Origin of the sequence: Salinimonas marina, assembly GCF_015644725.1 — a bacterium.
Classification (GTDB): domain Bacteria; phylum Pseudomonadota; class Gammaproteobacteria; order Enterobacterales; family Alteromonadaceae; genus Alteromonas.
Genome location: NZ_CP064795.1, coordinates 1,982,667 through 2,000,030, shown reverse-complemented (window position 1 = coordinate 2,000,030; position 17,364 = coordinate 1,982,667). Strand labels below are relative to the sequence as shown.

At 52.2% G+C, this 17,364-nt stretch carries 16 protein-coding genes and 1 pseudogene; 14 read left to right on the top strand and 3 right to left on the bottom strand.

The window, feature by feature from the left end:
- Positions 1–6: 6 nt before the first annotated feature.
- Positions 7–765, bottom strand: coding sequence for a sulfate transporter CysZ (gene cysZ, locus IT774_RS08770; RefSeq protein WP_195809463.1), 759 nt, complete (start codon positions 763–765; stop codon positions 7–9).
- A gap of 215 nt (positions 766–980) precedes the next feature.
- On the opposite strand from cysZ, the gene IT774_RS17405 reads away from it, so the two are divergent.
- From IT774_RS17405 to ligA, 4 genes are read left to right on the top strand one after another with little or no spacing between them, the layout of a single operon-like run.
- Positions 981–3,038 carry a chromosome segregation SMC family protein gene (locus IT774_RS17405; RefSeq protein ID WP_232364934.1) on the top strand — a complete coding sequence of 686 codons (2,058 nt, stop codon included), beginning with the start codon at positions 981–983 and terminating at the stop codon, positions 3,036–3,038.
- Entirely contained in the window at positions 2,975–4,444 is a 1,470-nt protein-coding gene (locus IT774_RS17400; RefSeq protein ID WP_232364933.1) for a coiled-coil domain-containing protein, read from the top strand. The genes IT774_RS17405 and IT774_RS17400 overlap by 64 nt, the downstream gene beginning before the upstream one ends.
- 20 nt (positions 4,445–4,464) lie before the next feature.
- Positions 4,465–5,733 carry a cell division protein ZipA gene (zipA, locus tag IT774_RS08760; protein ID WP_195809462.1) on the top strand — a complete coding sequence of 423 codons (1,269 nt, stop codon included), beginning with the start codon at positions 4,465–4,467 and terminating at the stop codon, positions 5,731–5,733.
- A gap of 52 nt (positions 5,734–5,785) precedes the next feature.
- Positions 5,786–7,822: an NAD-dependent DNA ligase LigA gene (gene ligA / locus IT774_RS08755; RefSeq protein WP_195809461.1), complete on the top strand. Its 2,037-nt coding sequence runs from the start codon at positions 5,786–5,788 to the stop codon at positions 7,820–7,822.
- Positions 7,823–7,858: 36 nt separating this feature from the next.
- Here ligA and IT774_RS08750 read toward each other — a convergent pair whose 3' ends face one another.
- On the bottom strand, positions 7,859–8,389 hold the full coding sequence (locus tag IT774_RS08750) for a DUF2062 domain-containing protein (protein WP_195809460.1): 531 nt from the start codon (positions 8,387–8,389) through the stop codon (positions 7,859–7,861).
- 40 nt (positions 8,390–8,429) lie between these two features.
- Here IT774_RS08750 and IT774_RS08745 point away from each other — a divergent pair, with 40 nt between their 5' ends.
- From IT774_RS08745 to IT774_RS08705, 10 genes and pseudogenes are all read left to right on the top strand, one after another.
- On the top strand, positions 8,430–10,181 hold the full coding sequence (locus IT774_RS08745) for a ComEC/Rec2 family competence protein (RefSeq protein ID WP_195809459.1): 1,752 nt from the start codon (positions 8,430–8,432) through the stop codon (positions 10,179–10,181).
- A complete protein-coding gene (locus IT774_RS08740; protein WP_195809458.1) occupies positions 10,163–10,801 on the top strand; it encodes a ComEC/Rec2 family competence protein in 639 nt (212 codons plus the stop codon). The genes IT774_RS08745 and IT774_RS08740 overlap by 19 nt, the downstream gene beginning before the upstream one ends.
- 115 nt (positions 10,802–10,916) lie before the next feature.
- Positions 10,917–12,664 (top strand): annotated as a pseudogene (gene msbA / locus IT774_RS08735) (lipid A export permease/ATP-binding protein MsbA).
- A 10-nt stretch (positions 12,665–12,674) separates the two neighbouring features.
- A complete protein-coding gene (gene lpxK, locus IT774_RS08730) occupies positions 12,675–13,370 on the top strand; it encodes a tetraacyldisaccharide 4'-kinase (RefSeq protein WP_332308831.1) in 696 nt (231 codons plus the stop codon).
- On the top strand, positions 13,367–13,684 hold the full coding sequence (locus tag IT774_RS17875) for a tetraacyldisaccharide 4'-kinase (protein ID WP_332308830.1): 318 nt from the start codon (positions 13,367–13,369) through the stop codon (positions 13,682–13,684). The genes lpxK and IT774_RS17875 overlap by 4 nt, the downstream gene beginning before the upstream one ends.
- A 15-nt stretch (positions 13,685–13,699) precedes the next feature.
- Entirely contained in the window at positions 13,700–13,891 is a 192-nt protein-coding gene (locus tag IT774_RS08725) for a Trm112 family protein (protein WP_195809457.1), read from the top strand.
- Complete coding sequence (gene kdsB, locus IT774_RS08720; RefSeq protein WP_195809456.1) at positions 13,891–14,652, top strand: 3-deoxy-manno-octulosonate cytidylyltransferase; 762 nt, start codon at positions 13,891–13,893, stop codon at positions 14,650–14,652. Before IT774_RS08725 ends, kdsB begins: the two co-directional genes overlap by 1 nt.
- Before the next feature lie 23 nt (positions 14,653–14,675).
- Positions 14,676–15,335, top strand: coding sequence for an SDR family oxidoreductase (locus IT774_RS08715; RefSeq protein WP_195809455.1), 660 nt, complete (start codon positions 14,676–14,678; stop codon positions 15,333–15,335).
- An 8-nt stretch (positions 15,336–15,343) separates the two neighbouring features.
- Positions 15,344–16,327, top strand: a complete 984-nt coding sequence (locus IT774_RS08710) for a Kelch repeat-containing protein (RefSeq protein ID WP_218958912.1) — start codon at positions 15,344–15,346, stop codon at positions 16,325–16,327.
- Between the two features lie 138 nt (positions 16,328–16,465).
- Entirely contained in the window at positions 16,466–16,945 is a 480-nt protein-coding gene (locus tag IT774_RS08705; protein WP_195809453.1) for a DUF2919 family protein, read from the top strand.
- Positions 16,946–16,948: 3 nt separating this feature from the next.
- Here the strand turns inward: IT774_RS08705 and IT774_RS08700 are convergent, their stop codons facing one another.
- A complete protein-coding gene (locus IT774_RS08700) occupies positions 16,949–17,356 on the bottom strand; it encodes a hypothetical protein (RefSeq protein ID WP_195809452.1) in 408 nt (135 codons plus the stop codon).
- Positions 17,357–17,364: the final 8 nt, after the last annotated feature.

The window sequence follows — 17,364 nt, the reverse complement described above, 5'->3', positions numbered from 1 at the left end:
GCACAATTATAATGGCGCCGGCTTATGCGGCCGGATTTCGTCGCGCAATTCGTTTACCCACATGTGCGTTGCCCCACAAATGGCGATGGGCATCACCACAAAGTTGAGCACGGGAATCAACGAAAATACATTAACCATCATCCCAAACGACAAGGCTTTGGTTTTGTGTCCGCCCAGATGATCACGCATGGTTTTAAATGGCACCTTATGGTTATCATAAGGATAATCGCAATACACGATAGCCTGCATCCAGGCGGTGAAAACAAACCAGACAATCTGTCCGATGACCGGAACCAGTAAAAAGATCAGGAAAAACCCTATCGCCCGGGGCAGATACCACCAAAACTTAGCGGCCTCACGACCCAGGGTGCGGGGAATATCCTTGATTAGGCTTAAAACACCTTCGTCACCCAGATCCTGACCGGTCAGATGGCGTTCCACTTTTTCGGCAAGAATGCCATTAAATGGCGCGGCAATCCAGTTGGCCAGCGTCCCGAAGATTAGTCCGAACACCAGCAATACACTAAGTACCGCGATAGGCCATAAAATATAGGTCATAACGGTTTTAAGCCAGCCAAGCCATTCGGGTATCATGTTTATCAACCAGCTGATGGCCACCCCGATCTCGTTATACAAAAAATAAAACGCGACACTGAACAGCAACAAATTCACCATCAGCGGCACCAATACAAAGCGCTTAAGACCCTTGGTGCGAATTAAACTGAAGCCACTGGAAAAATACCCAATTCCACTGCGCGCCACCATATCTACTCCTGTTGTGTTACCGTCGGTTAGTATACCCTGACCCGGACCGGGTATATCAATTGCGAATTGTTACCGCTTATGACATCTGCTAAAGTCGAAAGATAACAATAAATCCAACACTTTACTGCCCGAACGCTGTGATATTACGCTATTTTTGCCTATCTGTTGCTCAATGTATTCTGCTGCAGCATGTGCTGACGAAAGGACATTGATCATTGCGACTTAAAAAAATACGCCTGGCGGGATTCAAATCGTTCGTCGAGCCTACCACGATTCCGTTTCCAGGTGATATGACCGCTATTGTAGGCCCCAATGGCTGTGGTAAATCCAATGTGATTGATGCGGTACGCTGGGTACTGGGCGAAAGCTCCGCCAAAAACCTGCGCGGCGATGCCATGACCGATGTGATATTCAATGGCTCTTCAGCACGTAAACCCGTAGGGCAGTGTAGTGTCGAGCTGGTGTTTGATAATGACAGTGGTCGCATCGCCGGCGAATACGCCAGCTTTAATGAGCTGTCGGTAAAACGATTGGTTACCCGTGATGGCCAGTCGACCTATTTTTTGAACAACAGCCGCTGCCGACGCAAAGATGTCACCGATTTGTTTCTAGGCACGGGCCTAGGGCCGCGCAGCTACGCCATTATTGAGCAGGGGATGATTTCCCGGCTTATTGAGTCGCGGCCCCAGGACTTACGGGTATTTTTGGAAGAAGCTGCCGGGGTCTCTCGGTATAAAGAACGCCGTCGGGAAACCGAAAACCGTATTCGTCACACCCGTGATAATTTGTCCCGTCTTGATGATGTCAGAGGCGAGTTAACCACCCAGCTCGAAAAACTTGAACAACAGGCGGCGACCGCCCAAAAATTCAAAACCCTGAAGGCCCGGGAAAGACAGCTAAAGGCCGAGCTTAATGCGTTACGCTGGTCGCAGTTTAATGACAAAGTTCGTGCTTTACGTCAGCGTCAGCAACAACAACAGGTGACGGTGGATGAATTGCAGGCCCAGTTACGCCGGCATGAGGCCGGACAAACGGGGCAGCATACCCGGCAGCAAGAACTCAAAGAACAGCTGGATACCTTACAGCAGCAACAATTCACGACCCGGACTGAGATCACCCGTATAGAGCAAGCCGACTTGCATCGCCAGCAACGCCTACAGCAACTTGAGCAGGAAGTGACCGAGTATGCCCAGCGCCGCGATACATGGGCTGAGCAACAGACCCGGGCCCGGGAGCAGCAGGCCGAGGCGCAGCAACAGGTTGACCAGCTACTCCCTGCGGTTGAGTTGTTGCAGGCGCAGCTACTTCAAAGCCAGGAAAACGAGCAGGTTTGTGAGGAGGCGTTGCACCAGTTTGCCCAACAAACCCAGCAGTCCGAGAGTAGTTTCCAGGAAGCCCGGCATGCGCATCAGCGCCTGCACAGTCAGCTGCAGGCCGAAGCGGCCATTGCCCGGCGTACGCAGACCCGCATGCAACAGATACAGCATGAGCTGAACGAGATGCAGCGCCAGGACGTGGCCACCGAGGTGCAGCAGGCTGAGGCAGAAACGGTTTTGCTTAGGGCCCGTTTAGATGAAACCGAAGCGCAGGTGCACCAGGCGAAAACGGAGTATGAAGAACATCAGCATCAGCACCAGCGAGCCTCAGGCGAGCATAAAGCCAACGACAATGCGCTTCAAAATTTACAGTCTAAAATGGCCGCACTGACTACGCTGAGTCAGGCCCGCCAGCCAGTGCCCAGTGACCTGCCGGTAAGTCCGCTGTGGCAGCATCTGAAAGTCGCAGCCCGTTGGCAACAGGCCGCGCAAGCGGTGCTTACCTTTATGCACGAGCCGTTATTGTACGAGGGGGAGGGGCCACTGAGTGTCAGCGATTACCTCACTTTACCGGGGCAGCATGCGGTCGTACTTGCGAAGGCCTTCAGCGACTCAGCCACCACCGGGACCCTCGCAGCCCAGCTGGAGTCAGACAGCCTGATACCTGCGCTATTTAATCAGGTTATGGTGGCTGAGAACATTGAGCAGGCATTGACTCAGTTAGTGGATCTTACCCCTGGACAGATGCTGGTGACCCGCACCGGGGTGCTGCTGACCGGGGCCTGGGCCTATCAGTATGGTGAGGATGACGGTGAGGGGCCCTGCAGATTGCCAGTCAGCTTAGCCAGTGTGAGGCGCAAATCGAACAGCAACAGCAAAATCTTGAAGACGCCGTGGCTCGCAGCCAGCAAGCTCTGCTTAAAAAAGAGCAAAGCGAAAGTCGTTATCAGAGCCTGAGCCAGCAGTTACAGCATCTGGCCCTTGAGCTGAAGCAACAACAGCACAAACATGAGTTGGCGGAACAACACCAACAGCAGTATCAGCAGCGTCTGCACAAGTTTACCACTGAATATGATGAGCTCAGTGCCTTACTTTCCAAAGAGCAACAAGCCATCACCAGCCTTGAAGCTGACATTAAAGACGCTGAGCACCAGGAGCAGCAACTTAAGCAAGCCAGGGGGGAACATCACGAACAACAAGAACGGTTAACCCGTGAATACCGTGAGGCCCGGCGACGCACGCAGCAATATCAGCAACAGCTGCATACCAGACAACTTAGCTTACAGCAGCAACAGCAGCACCTGCAGCGTTATCAGGATGAACACCAAAGGCTGACCCAGCAACTTGAGGAATATGCCGAGCGACTGCTTCGGCTGAATCGCGAAAAAGAGGCGCTGGAGCAGCCAAAACAGGCAGGGAAAAAAGACCTGGAACGTCTACTGCAAAGCAAAGCCACCACCGATGCACAGATGCAGCAGCTGACCACTGAAATAGGCAATGTACAGGCCCGGTTACACGCTGCCGATAAGCACCGTGATGAGCTCAACGAGATGATTCGCCAGCAACAGCATCAGGTCGATACCCTTGTTATTGATATTGAATCAGCCCGCGCCCGGGCTGATGCGGTGCTTGAGCAAATCGATCAAAACCAGACTCCCCTGGGCCCGCTGCTGGAGCAACTTCCGGCAGAGGCAACTGAAAAAAACTGGCAGCGCACACTTGATGCCACCATTCAGGCGGTAAATCAATTAGGGGCGGTGAACCTGGCGGCGGTTGAGGAGTATGAAGTACAGGCACAGCGGCAGGCCCATTTAAATAATCAGTATGACGATCTGACTGAGGCGCTGGACACCCTGCAAAGTGCAATTCGAAAAATCGACAAAGAAACCCGGCAACGGTTTGCTGATACCTTTGAGCAGGTGAACAAAGATCTGCAGGCTTTGTTTCCTAAAGTGTTTGGAGGGGGAGCGGCGTACCTTGAATTAACCGATGCGGATCTGCTTGAAGCCGGGGTGACCATAATGGCGCGACCACCGGGTAAGAAAAATAGCACAATTCATCTATTAAGCGGTGGAGAAAAAGCGTTAACCGCTTTATCATTGGTGTTTGCGATTTTCAGACTGAATCCGGCACCCTTTTGTTTACTGGATGAAGTTGATGCACCGCTGGATGATGCCAATGTCGGGCGCTTTTGTAATTTAGTGTCGCAAATGTCCGGGTCGGTGCAGTTTATTTATATCACCCACAATAAGATTGCGATGGAAATGGCGACCCACCTTACCGGCGTAACTATGGCAGAGCCTGGCGTTTCGCGAATGGTGGCGGTAGATGTCGACGAAGCTATGGCATTTGTAGAAGCATAACAAAGGGCGACTTAATAAAGATGGAAGATGAATTACGTCTGTCACTACTCATTGTTGGTACGATTATCATTATCGCGGTACTGGCACATGGTATTTGGAAGATCAGAAAAAACAGTGGTACGGCGACACGACGCCAGCGGGTAGAACCCGGGCAGTGGGATGAGGCCCAATATCAGGATAATAGTTGGCAGGATAACAGCTGGCAGGATCATCCTCGCAGCGATGACACCGCGCACGACTTTGATGATTTAGGCATTGGTAAAGTGCGGGTAGTGGGCGGTGACGCTGCCGCCGGCGAAGCATCCACGGCGCAGGACAATTTTGCTGCCACTGACAGCGCTTCTGTGGCGGCTGATGAACAAGCCACTGAACAAAAATTATATGGGTCGGTGGTTTCCAATCCTAAACCACATATGCAGCGAAGCGCTGCTGAAGCCAGCGACGAAGATAAGACTTCTGAACCGGTTCCCGAACCGCCAGGGTTTTTATTAAAAGATAATCCTGAAGCTGGCTCTGATGTCAACAAGCTTCAGGAGCCCGGCGACCGTTTTAGCGCGCAGGATCCTGCTGGCTATTCCAGTTCCAGCCGTACCCAATCTGAGGGGGCTGAACCGGCCGAAAAAGCGGCCGATAAAGCGACCGAGCGCCCCCAAACAACAGCTGCGTCAGAACCTACCACCGGGCAACACCACCGGCCCGCCCATGCCCACGCCGACACGTCGCCCCAGCCCGGCGAGCGCCGTGAGCCTAATTTTGGTGCCGACCCGGCCGCAGATTCCGGTGCCGGCGGCGACCATCACGTTGAGGCAGAGCAGGACACATCTGCTAAAAAACCAACAGCCGAGGCGGCGGCCGGCGCTCAGGAAGTATTGGTACTCAATGTCCGTGCAAAAGATGAGCAGCCGATTTCCGGCGCCGCCTTGTTGCCGATGTTATTAACGCTCGGGTTTAAATTTGGTGAGCAGGATATCTTCCACCGCCATATCAGCGCTGATGGCAATGGCCCGGTATTATTTAGTCTGGCCAATATGTTTAAGCCGGGCGTATTTGATATTGATAACCTTGAAACCTTCACCACCGTGGGGGTGTCTTTGTTTATGATTTTGCCGGTGGAAGGTGACTCGCATCAGGTCTTTAATATGATGCACAATGCGGCGCGCAAAATCGCCGACGAATTTGACGGCCAGATATTAGACGGCCGTCGCAGCGTGCTGACAAAGCAGGGCCTGCAGCAATATTTTGAAAAAATCCGTGATTTTGAACGGCGCAGAAGGCTCTCCAGAGCATAACCTTAGTCCAGAGCCATCCACACGGGTGGCTTTTTCATTTTAAAAGTTAGCTATGTCAAAACAATCATCATCCAGCGAACAGCAAATTGAACATTTGCGTGACACCCTTCGTCAGTACAATCATGAGTATTATGTACTTGATGCTCCCACCGTGCCGGACGCCGAATATGACCGGCTTATGCAGCAGCTTATTGAGCTTGAACAAGCAAATCCATCACTGATAACGCCTGACTCGCCGAGCCAGAAAGTGGGTGGGGCGCCACTGAGTGCGTTTGAGCAGGTCACCCACGAAGTACCGATGTTATCGCTGGATAATGCCTTTGATGATGCCTCGTTACTGGCCTTCGAAAAACGTTTGCACGACCGGCTAAAATCCAACGAAATCTTGTATTTCAGCTGCGAACCAAAACTTGATGGGTTGGCGGTAAGTTTGCTTTATGAAAACGGCCAACTGGTTCAGGCCGCCACCCGTGGCGATGGTCAGGTGGGAGAGAACATTACCCAGAATGTGCGTACTATCACCAATATACCTCACCGGCTTAAAGGCGACACGATTCCGCAACGGGTAGAAATTCGTGGCGAAGTATTTATGTCTAAGGCGGGTTTCGAAAAGTTAAATAGCCGCCAGAAGGCCAATAATGCCAAAGTTTTTGCGAATCCGCGCAATGCGGCGGCCGGCAGTTTGCGTCAGCTGGATCCAAAAATTACCGCCCGTCGGCCGTTGATGTTTTATACCTACTCACTGGGCGTGGTAGCGCCGGCGTCATTGGAGCTGCCAAAAACCCATAGCGAGCGCCTGAATCTGGTTCAAAGCTGGGGGATGCCGTTGTGCCCGGACATTGCTACGGCGAAAGGCGGGCAGGGGTGTTTAGAGTATTATCAGCATATCCTGCGCACCCGCGAAGCATTGCCCTACGATATTGACGGCGTGGTGTTTAAGGTCGATAGCATTGCGCTGCAACAGACGCTGGGTTTTGTCGCCAAAGCCCCGCGCTGGGCCATTGCTCAAAAATTCCCGGCTCAGGAAGAGATAACCCGTCTGATCTCGGTTGAATTTCAGGTAGGGCGAACCGGGGCAATTACTCCGGTGGCACGGCTAGAGCCGGTATTTGTGGGCGGAGTAACGGTTTCCAATGCCACCTTGCATAATCAGGATGAGATTAATCGTCTGGGGGTCAAGGTTGGCGATAAGGTCGTTATTCGCCGGGCCGGCGATGTAATTCCGCAGGTGGTCTCTGTGGTCACCAGCGAGCGTCCTGAAACCGCCCATGATATTGAATTTCCGAGCCAGTGTCCGGTGTGCGATTCGCACATTGAAAAGCTCGCCGATGAGGCGGTGGCGCGCTGTACCGGCGGCTTAATCTGTGCCGCCCAGCGTAAACAGGCGCTGAAACATTTTGCTTCGCGCAAAGCCATGGATATTGACGGTCTTGGCGATAAACTCATTGATCAGCTGGTGGATGCCGAACTGGTTAAAAGCCCGGCTGATTTTTTTGACCTGAACATTTCTGAGCTTATCGGCCTGGAGCGGATGGCGGAAAAATCGGCCAGCAAGCTGCTGGGTTCCCTGCAAGACTCAAAGCAAACCACCCTGGCCAAGTTTTTATATGCTCTGGGGATTCGTGAAGTGGGTGAGTCCACCGCGAATAATCTGGCCCTGCATTTTAAATCCCTTGAAGCTGTTATGCAGGCTGATGTGACGGCCTTGCAGGAGGTCAGTGACATCGGGCATGTGGTAGCGCAACATATATCTTTGTTTTTCAGGGAACCGCACAATACCGAAATTGTTGAGGCATTGCTGGCAGCGGGTATTCACTGGCCTGAAATAGAACAACCCTCGGGCGCTTTGCCGTTAGAGGGGCAAACCTGTGTGCTCACCGGCAGCCTCAGTCAGATGAGTCGTACCGATGCAAAAGGGCGGTTACAGCAGTTAGGGGCGAAAGTGGCCGGGTCGGTATCGGCCAATACTCAGTTTCTGGTAGCAGGCGACAAAGCCGGTTCCAAGCTGACAAAAGCTCAGGATCTGGGTGTGACGGTCTGGAGCGAAGACGACCTGATTGCCTTTTTACAGCAGCACAATGTGTATTAATCACGCCTGGCCCTACATAGCCGCAGGGCCAGGTCATTAACGGCTGTTATTCTCGGCCCGGGCCTGACGCCGGGCATCCCAGGCTTTTTGTACCGAAAAACGCCACACCATATTCAACCCAAAATAACCCACAAGTCCCGCCGCAATAGAGCAAATGGCACACCCTACCAAAAAGGCCGGGCCAATGGTGCTCAGACTTTCTACGACCCATTGCCAGCTGAACTGAAATTCAAAATGGGTCGGTTCGGCCCCAAGTACAGTCGTTCCCACTTTATAAGCAGCGTAGAATATCGGGGGTATGGTGAACGGATTAGTGATCCAGACCGTGGCCACCGACAACGGCAGATTGGCCCGACAAGGGATTGCGGTGGCCGCTGACAACCACATTTGAAACGGCACTGGCCAGAATGCAAAAAACAATCCGATGCCAAACGCACCGCGAGCCGAACGCCGGTTAAGGTGCCAAAGATTAGGCTCGTGTAGCACGGTTCCAAACATCTTCAACGCTTTGTTGCGTTTGATGGACTGGTGATCCGGCAAAAATCGTTTAATAAATTTTCTTGGCATAACTGGATTAAACACCACGTTCACGCTACCGGGCTATACAATGATCAAGCATACCACCCTTTGGATGACATGTTTTTGCATCGCCTCGCTCTCAGCGGTTATCTGGCCTGTTTTACCTCATCCGTTGCTATTAGCTGGCTGCTGGTTACTGGTAACCGGCGGTCAGCTGATTTATCGGCATTGCGCCCGCGACTGTCTCTTTGTACCTGCAAGCAGGCAAAATGGTTTGCCATCGGATTACCGTAATTTTGTCCTGACCGGTATCAGTGGTCTGTTGCTTGGCGCGTTATGGATGGCGAGTTTAGGGTATTGGTATGTCGGTTGGCAACAACCATCTGTTAATTTTAAGCAAGATAAGCTGATTAACATCACGGTTTTGCACAGTACCAGAATAAAATTGTCTGAACAGTGTCGGGTTACCGCCCGCTTACACAGTCGCCAGCTCGTATCGGCCTGGCTCAGGCCCAAAGTGATACTTTACTGGCAGGCTTATCCTGGGTGTCCTCAGCCTGGCACCTCGGCCCGGATTCAGGCGCGGTTGAAGCCGGTACGCAGTTTACGTAATCCGGGGGCCGCAGATACCGCGCGCCTGCGATTAAGCCAAAAAGTCGTTTACACCGGACAGGTAAAAGCGGTGCTGCAGATGGCCTATAACGCCCCTGAGACGCTGCATCAAAGCGTTACCGATGAACTGATGATGGTGTCGTTGCCTAATAAAAAATGGACCCTGGCCTTATTAACCGGCTACCGGCAGCTACTCGAACGCCCGGACTGGCAGCTATTGCAACAAACCGGTACGGCTCATATTTTTAGTATTTCGGGAATGCATTTAGCGATTATCGCCGGGTGGGCAGCGTTGCTGGCCAGGGTAGGATACCTGCCGGTCATATGGCTGGCGGCCCGCACCGGCCGGCAACCCAATCTGCGCCCGGTGGTGTTGCTGCTTACCCTTGGCGCCGCCCTGGCTTACACCGCTCTGGCCAACTGGCAACTGCCGGTGACCCGGGCGTTGTTGCTGATCATATTGTTTGTGGTCGCTCAGCAAAGCCGGTTGCAGCTATCCAACCCCGCCCTGATCCTGTGCATGCTGCTGGTATGTATTCTGGTATTTCCGTTTTCAGTGTATGGCAGCAGCCTGTATCTGAGCCTAGGTGCAGTATTGTGGCTCTGGCTTATCCACTGGCGGGCTGCACCTGTTCTGAACCGCTTTACCTCTAAACTCATCTGGATGATAACGTTACAGGTAGCATTATCGCTGGCACTGGTTCCCGCCACGCTGGGCTTTTTTGAGATTCTGCCGTTAGCGGCGCCACTGTTCAACCTGCTTATTTTACCCATTATCAGCTTGTTGCTGCCGTTAGGTTTACTGGCGACCTTACTATATTTTGTGACTCGCGGCTTTATTAGCGGCCCGCTATATCTGTTTGATGATCTGCTGGGGCGGTTGGTTGGACTGTTACAGAACCTGCAGGAGGTTATGCCCGGCGCGGCGTCGGTGCATTTAACGAAGGGGGTGCTGGTGGCACTGGTTCTGGCGCTGACCATCATCCTATGTCCGCCGTTTGTATTCAGAAAACGGTTTGCCAGCATGTTGCTGGTCCCGCTGCTATTAAGCCCGGTGAGTTTTAATTATCAACACTGGTATTTGCATGTGGTGGATGTGGGGCAGGGTAGCGCCCTGCTAATCAGTCGCGGCCGCCATGCAATTCTTATCGACACGGGGCCGGCCAGCCCTATGGCGTTAGTACCTTTAGCCGTCAGGTCGCCCCAGTTATGCACTATCTCAATATAAAGCAATTGCATGAGGTATTTATCAGCCATTTTGATAATGATCATGCCGGCGGACTGCCAGATATTGAAGCCGCCCGTGAACAGTGGCAGTTCCGCCAGCCGGTTATCACTGCCCGGCAACAGTGTCAGCGAGGGTTTATCAGGCACTGGCAGGGTCTTACCATCGAGGCGCTCTGGCCGTTACCGGGGAATACCATTGATGACAACAACCATTCCTGTGTATTACGAATTGGCGCTGGCAAGGACTGGGTACTGATTGCCGCCGATATCGAACGTAGCGCCGAATATGCGCTGCTGTATGCCGATATACTAAGTCCGGTAACGGTTCTTATTGCGCCCCATCATGGCAGCAAAACGTCTTCAGGTAGGATGTTCGTTAAGACGGTGGACCCGCAACACGTGGTGTTCACCACCGCTCGCCATAACCGCTGGAACTTTCCGGCGCCGCAAGTAATGCGCCGCTATCGCCAGCAAGGCAGTCAAATGCATAACACTGCGGTTAGCGGTTATCTTCGTTTCACGTTCGGCGCGACCACGGGAGTGCACCTAACCAGTGCCGAAAAAATGCTAAGCCGTTGGTATCACCCGGGTAGTCAGAGCCGGGTATGGCCTGATAGCTGAGATTAACGGGGTGTGCACTAAACCGACAAAAAGCAAGAAAGTGAGGTCTCAGATTATTAAATTTTGCTGCAAACAGGTACACTAAAGCGGATATTTATTGAGGTGAATGAATTACATGCAACAAACAGATTATTCGGGAAGCCAGATTAAGCGTTTCATGGGCTATCTGCGTCATTATAAACTCGAATTTGCCGTCGCAATTGTGGGCATGGTGGGCTACTCCGCCCTGGATACCTATGTGGTGGCCCACCTTAAAACCTTAATTGATGAGTCTCTGTCCAACAACGATAGCGCCTTTTTGCGGGTGGCGGCCTATGCCATTGTGCCGCTGTTTATTTTGCGCGGCATCTTTAATTTTATGGGCACCTATACGCTGAACTGGATCGGCGCCAAGGTTGTGATGCGGATGCGCCAGCAATTGTTTGAAAAGTATTTACACCTGCCGGTGTCGTTCCATGATACCCAGGCGGTGGGCAGTCTGATCAGTAAAGTAACCTACGACACCGAACAGGTGGCGGCGGCAGCAGGCAAAGCGTTCCTGACCCTGGTTCGTGAAGGTGCGCTGGTGATCGGCTTATTAATTGTGATGTTCTATTATTCCTGGCAATTGTCCCTGATTTTCTTATTGATTGGGCCTGTGGTCGCGGTGATTGTCACCGTCGTCAGTAAGCGTTTTCGTAAGGTCAGTCGTAACATTCAGCAGTCGATGGGCACCGTGACGGCAGCGGTGGAACAGGCGGTAAAGGGACACAAAGTCATTCTGATGTTTGGGGGCAACAGATTGAGCAGGATCGGTTTGAAGCCAAAAATAATCACAATCGTCAGCAGAACATGAAGCTTAATGTCACCCAGATTTTAAGTGTCTCATCTATCCAGGTTATCGCCTCAATTGCGTTAGCTTTTGTCTTGTATCTGGCCAGTATGCCCTCAATGATGGAAGATTTGACTGCCGGGACCTTTGTCAGCGTGGTGTTTTATATGGTGATGCTGTTAAAGCCGCTGAAACAGCTAACCACAGTGAACAACCAGTTTCAAAAAGGCATGGCCGCCTGTAGCAGTATCTTTGAAATCCTCGACACCAATAATGAAGATAACTACGGTAGCACTGAGCTTGATCGGGCTAAGGGCAAAATTGAATTTGAGGAAGTGACATTTACCTACCCGGGTAAGTCAACACCGGCCCTGAAGAATATTTCGTTCAGCGCCAGTCCGGGGCAGACCGTGGCGCTGGTAGGACGTTCAGGTAGCGGTAAGTCCACCATCTCAGCCTTGATGACCCGCTTTTATACGGCGCAGCAGGGTAAGGTGTTAATCGATGGTGTGCCTTTACAGGATATCGAGCTTAAGTCCTTGCGTCGGCAATTTGCCCTGGTTTCACAACATGTGGTGTTATTCAATGACACCATCGCGAACAACATTGCCTATGGGGCCAATGAGTCGGTAACCAACGCCGACATTCACGAAGCGGCACGCATGGCCCATGTGCTTGAGTTTGTGGAGGCGTTGCCAGAAGGAATGGATACCATTGTTGGCGAAAACGGGCTGATGTTGTCTGGCGGGCAGCGTCAGCGGATTGCTATCGCCAGAGCAATTTTGGCACGAGCGCCTATTCTTATATTAGATGAAGCAACGTCGGCACTGGACACTGAGTCAGAACGACTGATACAGGATGCCTTAGAAAAACTGCAAAAATCCTGCACCAGTCTGGTGGTAGCACACCGTTTGTCGACCATTGAGTCGGCGGACCAGATTATGGTGGTGGAACAGGGCGAGATTATTGAGCGCGGTCGACATCATGAACTGTTAGAAAATAAAGGCCCTTATTACCAGTTGCATGCTCTGCAGTTCGGTGAAAAATCTTAAGGGGGCCTGAATGAGCATGCTAGAACGCGCCTGGTATCGGCGCCGATGGTGGTTGTGGTTGTTATGGCCGCTTACGATGTTATTCGCCGTCCTTAGTGCCAGCCGGCGCTATCTGTTTAAAGCCGGGTTTAAAACCAGCGCCCGGCCTGATGGCTGTTTTATTATTATTGTGGGCAATATCAGCGTGGGGGGCAACGGCAAAACCCCGGTAGTGATAGAGTTGGCCGAATACCTGCATAAACAGGGGCTCAGGCCAGGCATACTCAGTCGCGGGTACGGTGGTAGCGCCACGGCTTTCCCCCATACTGTGCGCAGTCAGGATAGCGCTGCCAAAGTAGGGGATGAGCCACAGTTGATGGCAGTACGCACCGGCTTGCCAGTGGTCATCGACCCGGTCAGAGCCAGAGGCGCCCAGTGGCTGAGTGAGAAGCATCAGTGCAATGTCATTATTTGTGATGATGGTTTGCAGCATTATGCCTTGCAGCGGGATATGGAAATCGTGGTTATGGACGAACGCCGCTTTGGCAATGGCCGTCTGCTGCCAATGGGGCCGCTGCGAGAAGGTGTTTGGCGGCTCGATACTGTTGATTTGATTTTGCATAATGTGCAGCAATTTGAATCAGCCCGTTTACTGGGGTGGCCACGGCGCAGTACCCCATGCAGCTGGCGGCCGGTCAGATCCTCAGTGTCCAGGACCCGACAGTGAGCTGCGCCGTAGATGACTTTGTGGCGCGCCAGTTACCGGTACACGCTCTGGCCGGTATCGGTAACCCACAGCGTTTTTTTGACCAGCTTGCGGCGTTGGGTATCACTACCCAGACCCAGACCCCGTTTGCTGACCATTATCAGTATAGCAAGCAGGATATCCCGGACGGTCCGGTGCTTATGACCGAAAAAGACGCGGTGAAAGTAGCACCTTTTGCGCATTCAGATTGCTGGTACCTGAAAGTATCGGCGCAATTGCCCGCTGCTTTTTATCAACAGTTAGACACAAAGTTAAGCCGACACGGTTTTTTGTGAAAAGGAACAGATAACATGGTTTTTGATATTAAATTGCTCGATGTACTGGCTTGTCCTGTGTGTAAAGGCAAACTGGCAATGGGCGAAGACAAACAGTCGCTAATCTGCCGCTTTGACCGGCTTGCTTACCCGGTACGCGACGGTATTCCGGTTTTGATTGAAAGTGAAGCACAGCCGTTATCACAGGAACAACAGGACAAGCAGTAATGGGCGACCCGGCAACAACATTTACCGTAATAATTCCCGCTCGCTATGGTTCCACCCGGTTTCCCGGGAAGCCGCTGGCTGACATTAAAGGTCAGCCGATGATCGCCCATGTGATCGCCAGGGCCAAAGAAGCGGGGGCAGAGCGTATTGTGGTGGCCACCGACGATAAACGTATCGCCACGGTGGCCGAACAACACTGCGAAGTATGTCTGACCAGAGCTAACCATAATTCAGGTACCGAACGCCTTGCCGAGGTAGTGGATATTCTGCAACTTGAAGACGATATCCCTATCGTCAATGTGCAGGGCGACGAGCCTTTTGTGCCGGCAAAAAATATTCGCCAGGTGGCCGATAATCTGGCCAGTCACACACAACTTGCCATGGCCACCCTGGCAACCCCTTTTACCAGCGCTGAGGATGTCCTGAACCCCAATATGGTTAAGGTCGTGCGTAACCATCTGCACCACGCTTTGTATTTTTCGCGATCAGCCATCCCGTTTCATCGCGCCGCCATGCTCGAATCCAGCGAGCAGATCAATCCAACAGATTATCTTCGCCATATTGGTATATATGCCTATCGGGCACAGTATATAGGTCAGTATGTGCGTTATGCCGCCAGCATGCTGGAAAATTATGAATCGCTGGAACAGCTTCGGGCGCTGTGGTACGGCGATAAAATCCATGTGGATATTGCCCGTGAAACCCCTGAAGCCGGGATTGATACCCCTGAAGATTTAGCGCGTCTGTTGCGTGTTTTGTAGATTAAAGTGCAAGGAGAATCCGGATGAACATTGTGATCACAGGTGCAAATCGTGGAATCGGGTTGGCACTGACTAAGGCCTACCTGGCTCGCAAGGACAATGTGATAGCGTTGTGCCGTAATAGCAGCGATGAGCTTAATAAAAGCGGCGCGCAGGTGCACTGCGGAATTGATTTATCCCGTCACGAGCAGCTTAAAGAGTCGCTGAGTGTGCTTAAAAACACTAAAATCGATGTGTTGATTAACAACGCCGGGGTATTAGGTAATGAAACCCTCAATAACTGGGATCCTCACACTATTGATTACCAATACCGGGTGAATGCATTAGGGCCCCTGTTATTAACACAGTGCCTTCTGGGCAATCTGCAGCGGGGCAGCAAAATCGGCTTTATAACCAGCCGCATGGGGTCGATGGGAGATAATGGCTCCGGCGGGTATTATGGCTACCGCATGTCTAAGGCGGCACTAAATGCGCTTGGTGTGTCGATGGCAAACGATCTGAAAGACCAGGGCATTGCGGTAGCGTTACTGCACCCTGGATTTGTACAGACAGAAATGGTGAATAACGCCGGGGATATCGATGCACAAACCAGTGCGAAGGGGCTGATGGCCCGTCTCGATGAGTTAAGTATCGACACCACCGGCTGCTTTATGCATGCCAATGGCGAGCGTTTGCCATGGTGATCCGGGCGTTGCCAATCGCCTTGCTCACCCTTATGGGCCAGGCAGTTGCAGCCCCGACGCCCCAGCCTGAATATCGCTGGTCGGCGGGCCCGGCATTGCCTTTTGCCGTGCAGGAAATTTATCCGGCGGTCCTTGATGAGGCCATTTTTGTGGCTGGCGGTCTGGCCCAGGGCGACAGGCAGCTAGACGTATCCGACCGGGTGACTGTCTATAAAGCGGGTCGTTGGCAACAGATTGCGCCGCTACCGGAACCACGGCACCATGCCATGCTGGTGCCATTTGCCGATAACCTGTGGCTGTTAGGCGGCTTTGTTGAGTCAGCGCGCGGGCAGTGGACCAACAATGACGCGGTATTGGTATTAGATCAACATACCGGCCAGTGGCAAAGCAAAACACCCATGCCAAAACCCATTGCTGAAACCACCGCGGTGGTGCTCGATGACAAAATCCATGTTATTGGCGGGCGCAGCCCCAAGTCTGAAGCCAACGGGTTGTGGCATGATCATACCGATTCTGACTGGCATGGCGTCTATGATCCTGATGCCGATATCTGGAATACCGCCGCCTCCATGCCCACCCCAAGAAACAGCGCTTGCGCCGTGACGTACCAACAACAGGTGCATGTTATTGGTGGCCGGCAGGTGCAAGGCGGCAATCTCAGCGTACATGAAATATACAATGCCACGACCGACTCATGGCGAACCGGCGAACCCTTGCCACAGGAACGGGCGGGACTGGCCTGCGTCTTGTACCGGCATAGTATTTTTGTGTTCGGAGGCGAGCATTTCATTGATGGCGGCGATGTCTTTACCGAAGTCTGGCGCTATGATTTGCAAAAACAAAACTGGCATGAAGTGTCGGTCATGCCGGTACCCCGACATGGCCTGGGCGCAGTCACGTATCAGGGAAAAATCTGGCTCATTGGCGGCGCCAGTGAAGCCGGTGCCAACAAGACCAGCAAGGTGGTGAGTCAGTTTACCAGTATGAAGTAGGGGCGCTGATGCTTAGGCACAGTGCTGCCAGCGTTACCCAATTGTGGGGCCTTGCCCCTTATCAGGCCATACAATGGATTGTTTTTTATCACTAAGCCATTACTATAGGGCGCCGTCGCCTGTGTTGTTGTGAAGTCTATGCCCTCGTTACCCTTACCCCTGAAATGCTACGATGAAGCAGGTGTTATCAAGCCGCCCGTTTGGTTGTACACCCTGCTATTGATTAACAGCATAGACTGGTTGATTTTTGTATTTGCGCTGGTGAGCATGCAGCATACCACCTTGTTGCTGAAGCTGTTCTACCCACAACCACAGCTATTAGGGCTGAAACTGATTGGCAGCGTGCCGTTTATTCTGGTGTTGTTATTAATTGGAAATCGTCAGCGGTTGTGGACCAGGCAATGGTTTGGCTGGCTGTGGTTGCTCAAACCATTAGGCCTGCTGGGCGTTATCGCCAGCAGTGCCCTGGTACTCCAGCAGCTGCTCTTAAGTCACTGGCAGTTTCACGCCATGCTGGCAGCGCAGTTAGTGAGTCTGGTGCTGTTGTTATGGAGCGGTATTAAAAGCCTTCATATCAAACACATGCTTGCCGACTGGAACAAACGGACAGCTGCCTGAAAACTATTGAGTGTGGGCGTGTAACGCCTTATCAAAATAAGACTTAACACTGATCTGACTGTCATTGACCAGGCGTTCGTAACAAATTCCGGCAAATGCATAAGAACGGTCTTTGCAATCCAGTACCACAAATGGCGCTTTCGGGTCGGTCTGATCGTAGCGCCAGGTACCGCCGGCGTGTTGTTTGTAAGTTTCGCCGATATACGCACCAAATATATTACACAGGGTGAACACCGCTGAGTCTTCTAGTGCTTTATCCTGATATTTCCCGATAAACGAAAGCAGCAGATCGTCTACCAGAGCGATACTTTGCTGACTGTAATCCAGCTCAATATTGAATTCTTCCTGAGCAACCACGGTGGCATCTTTGGCTGACTCTGACATGAGTGTATTTAATTCCTGCTGTTCCATTGGAGCTC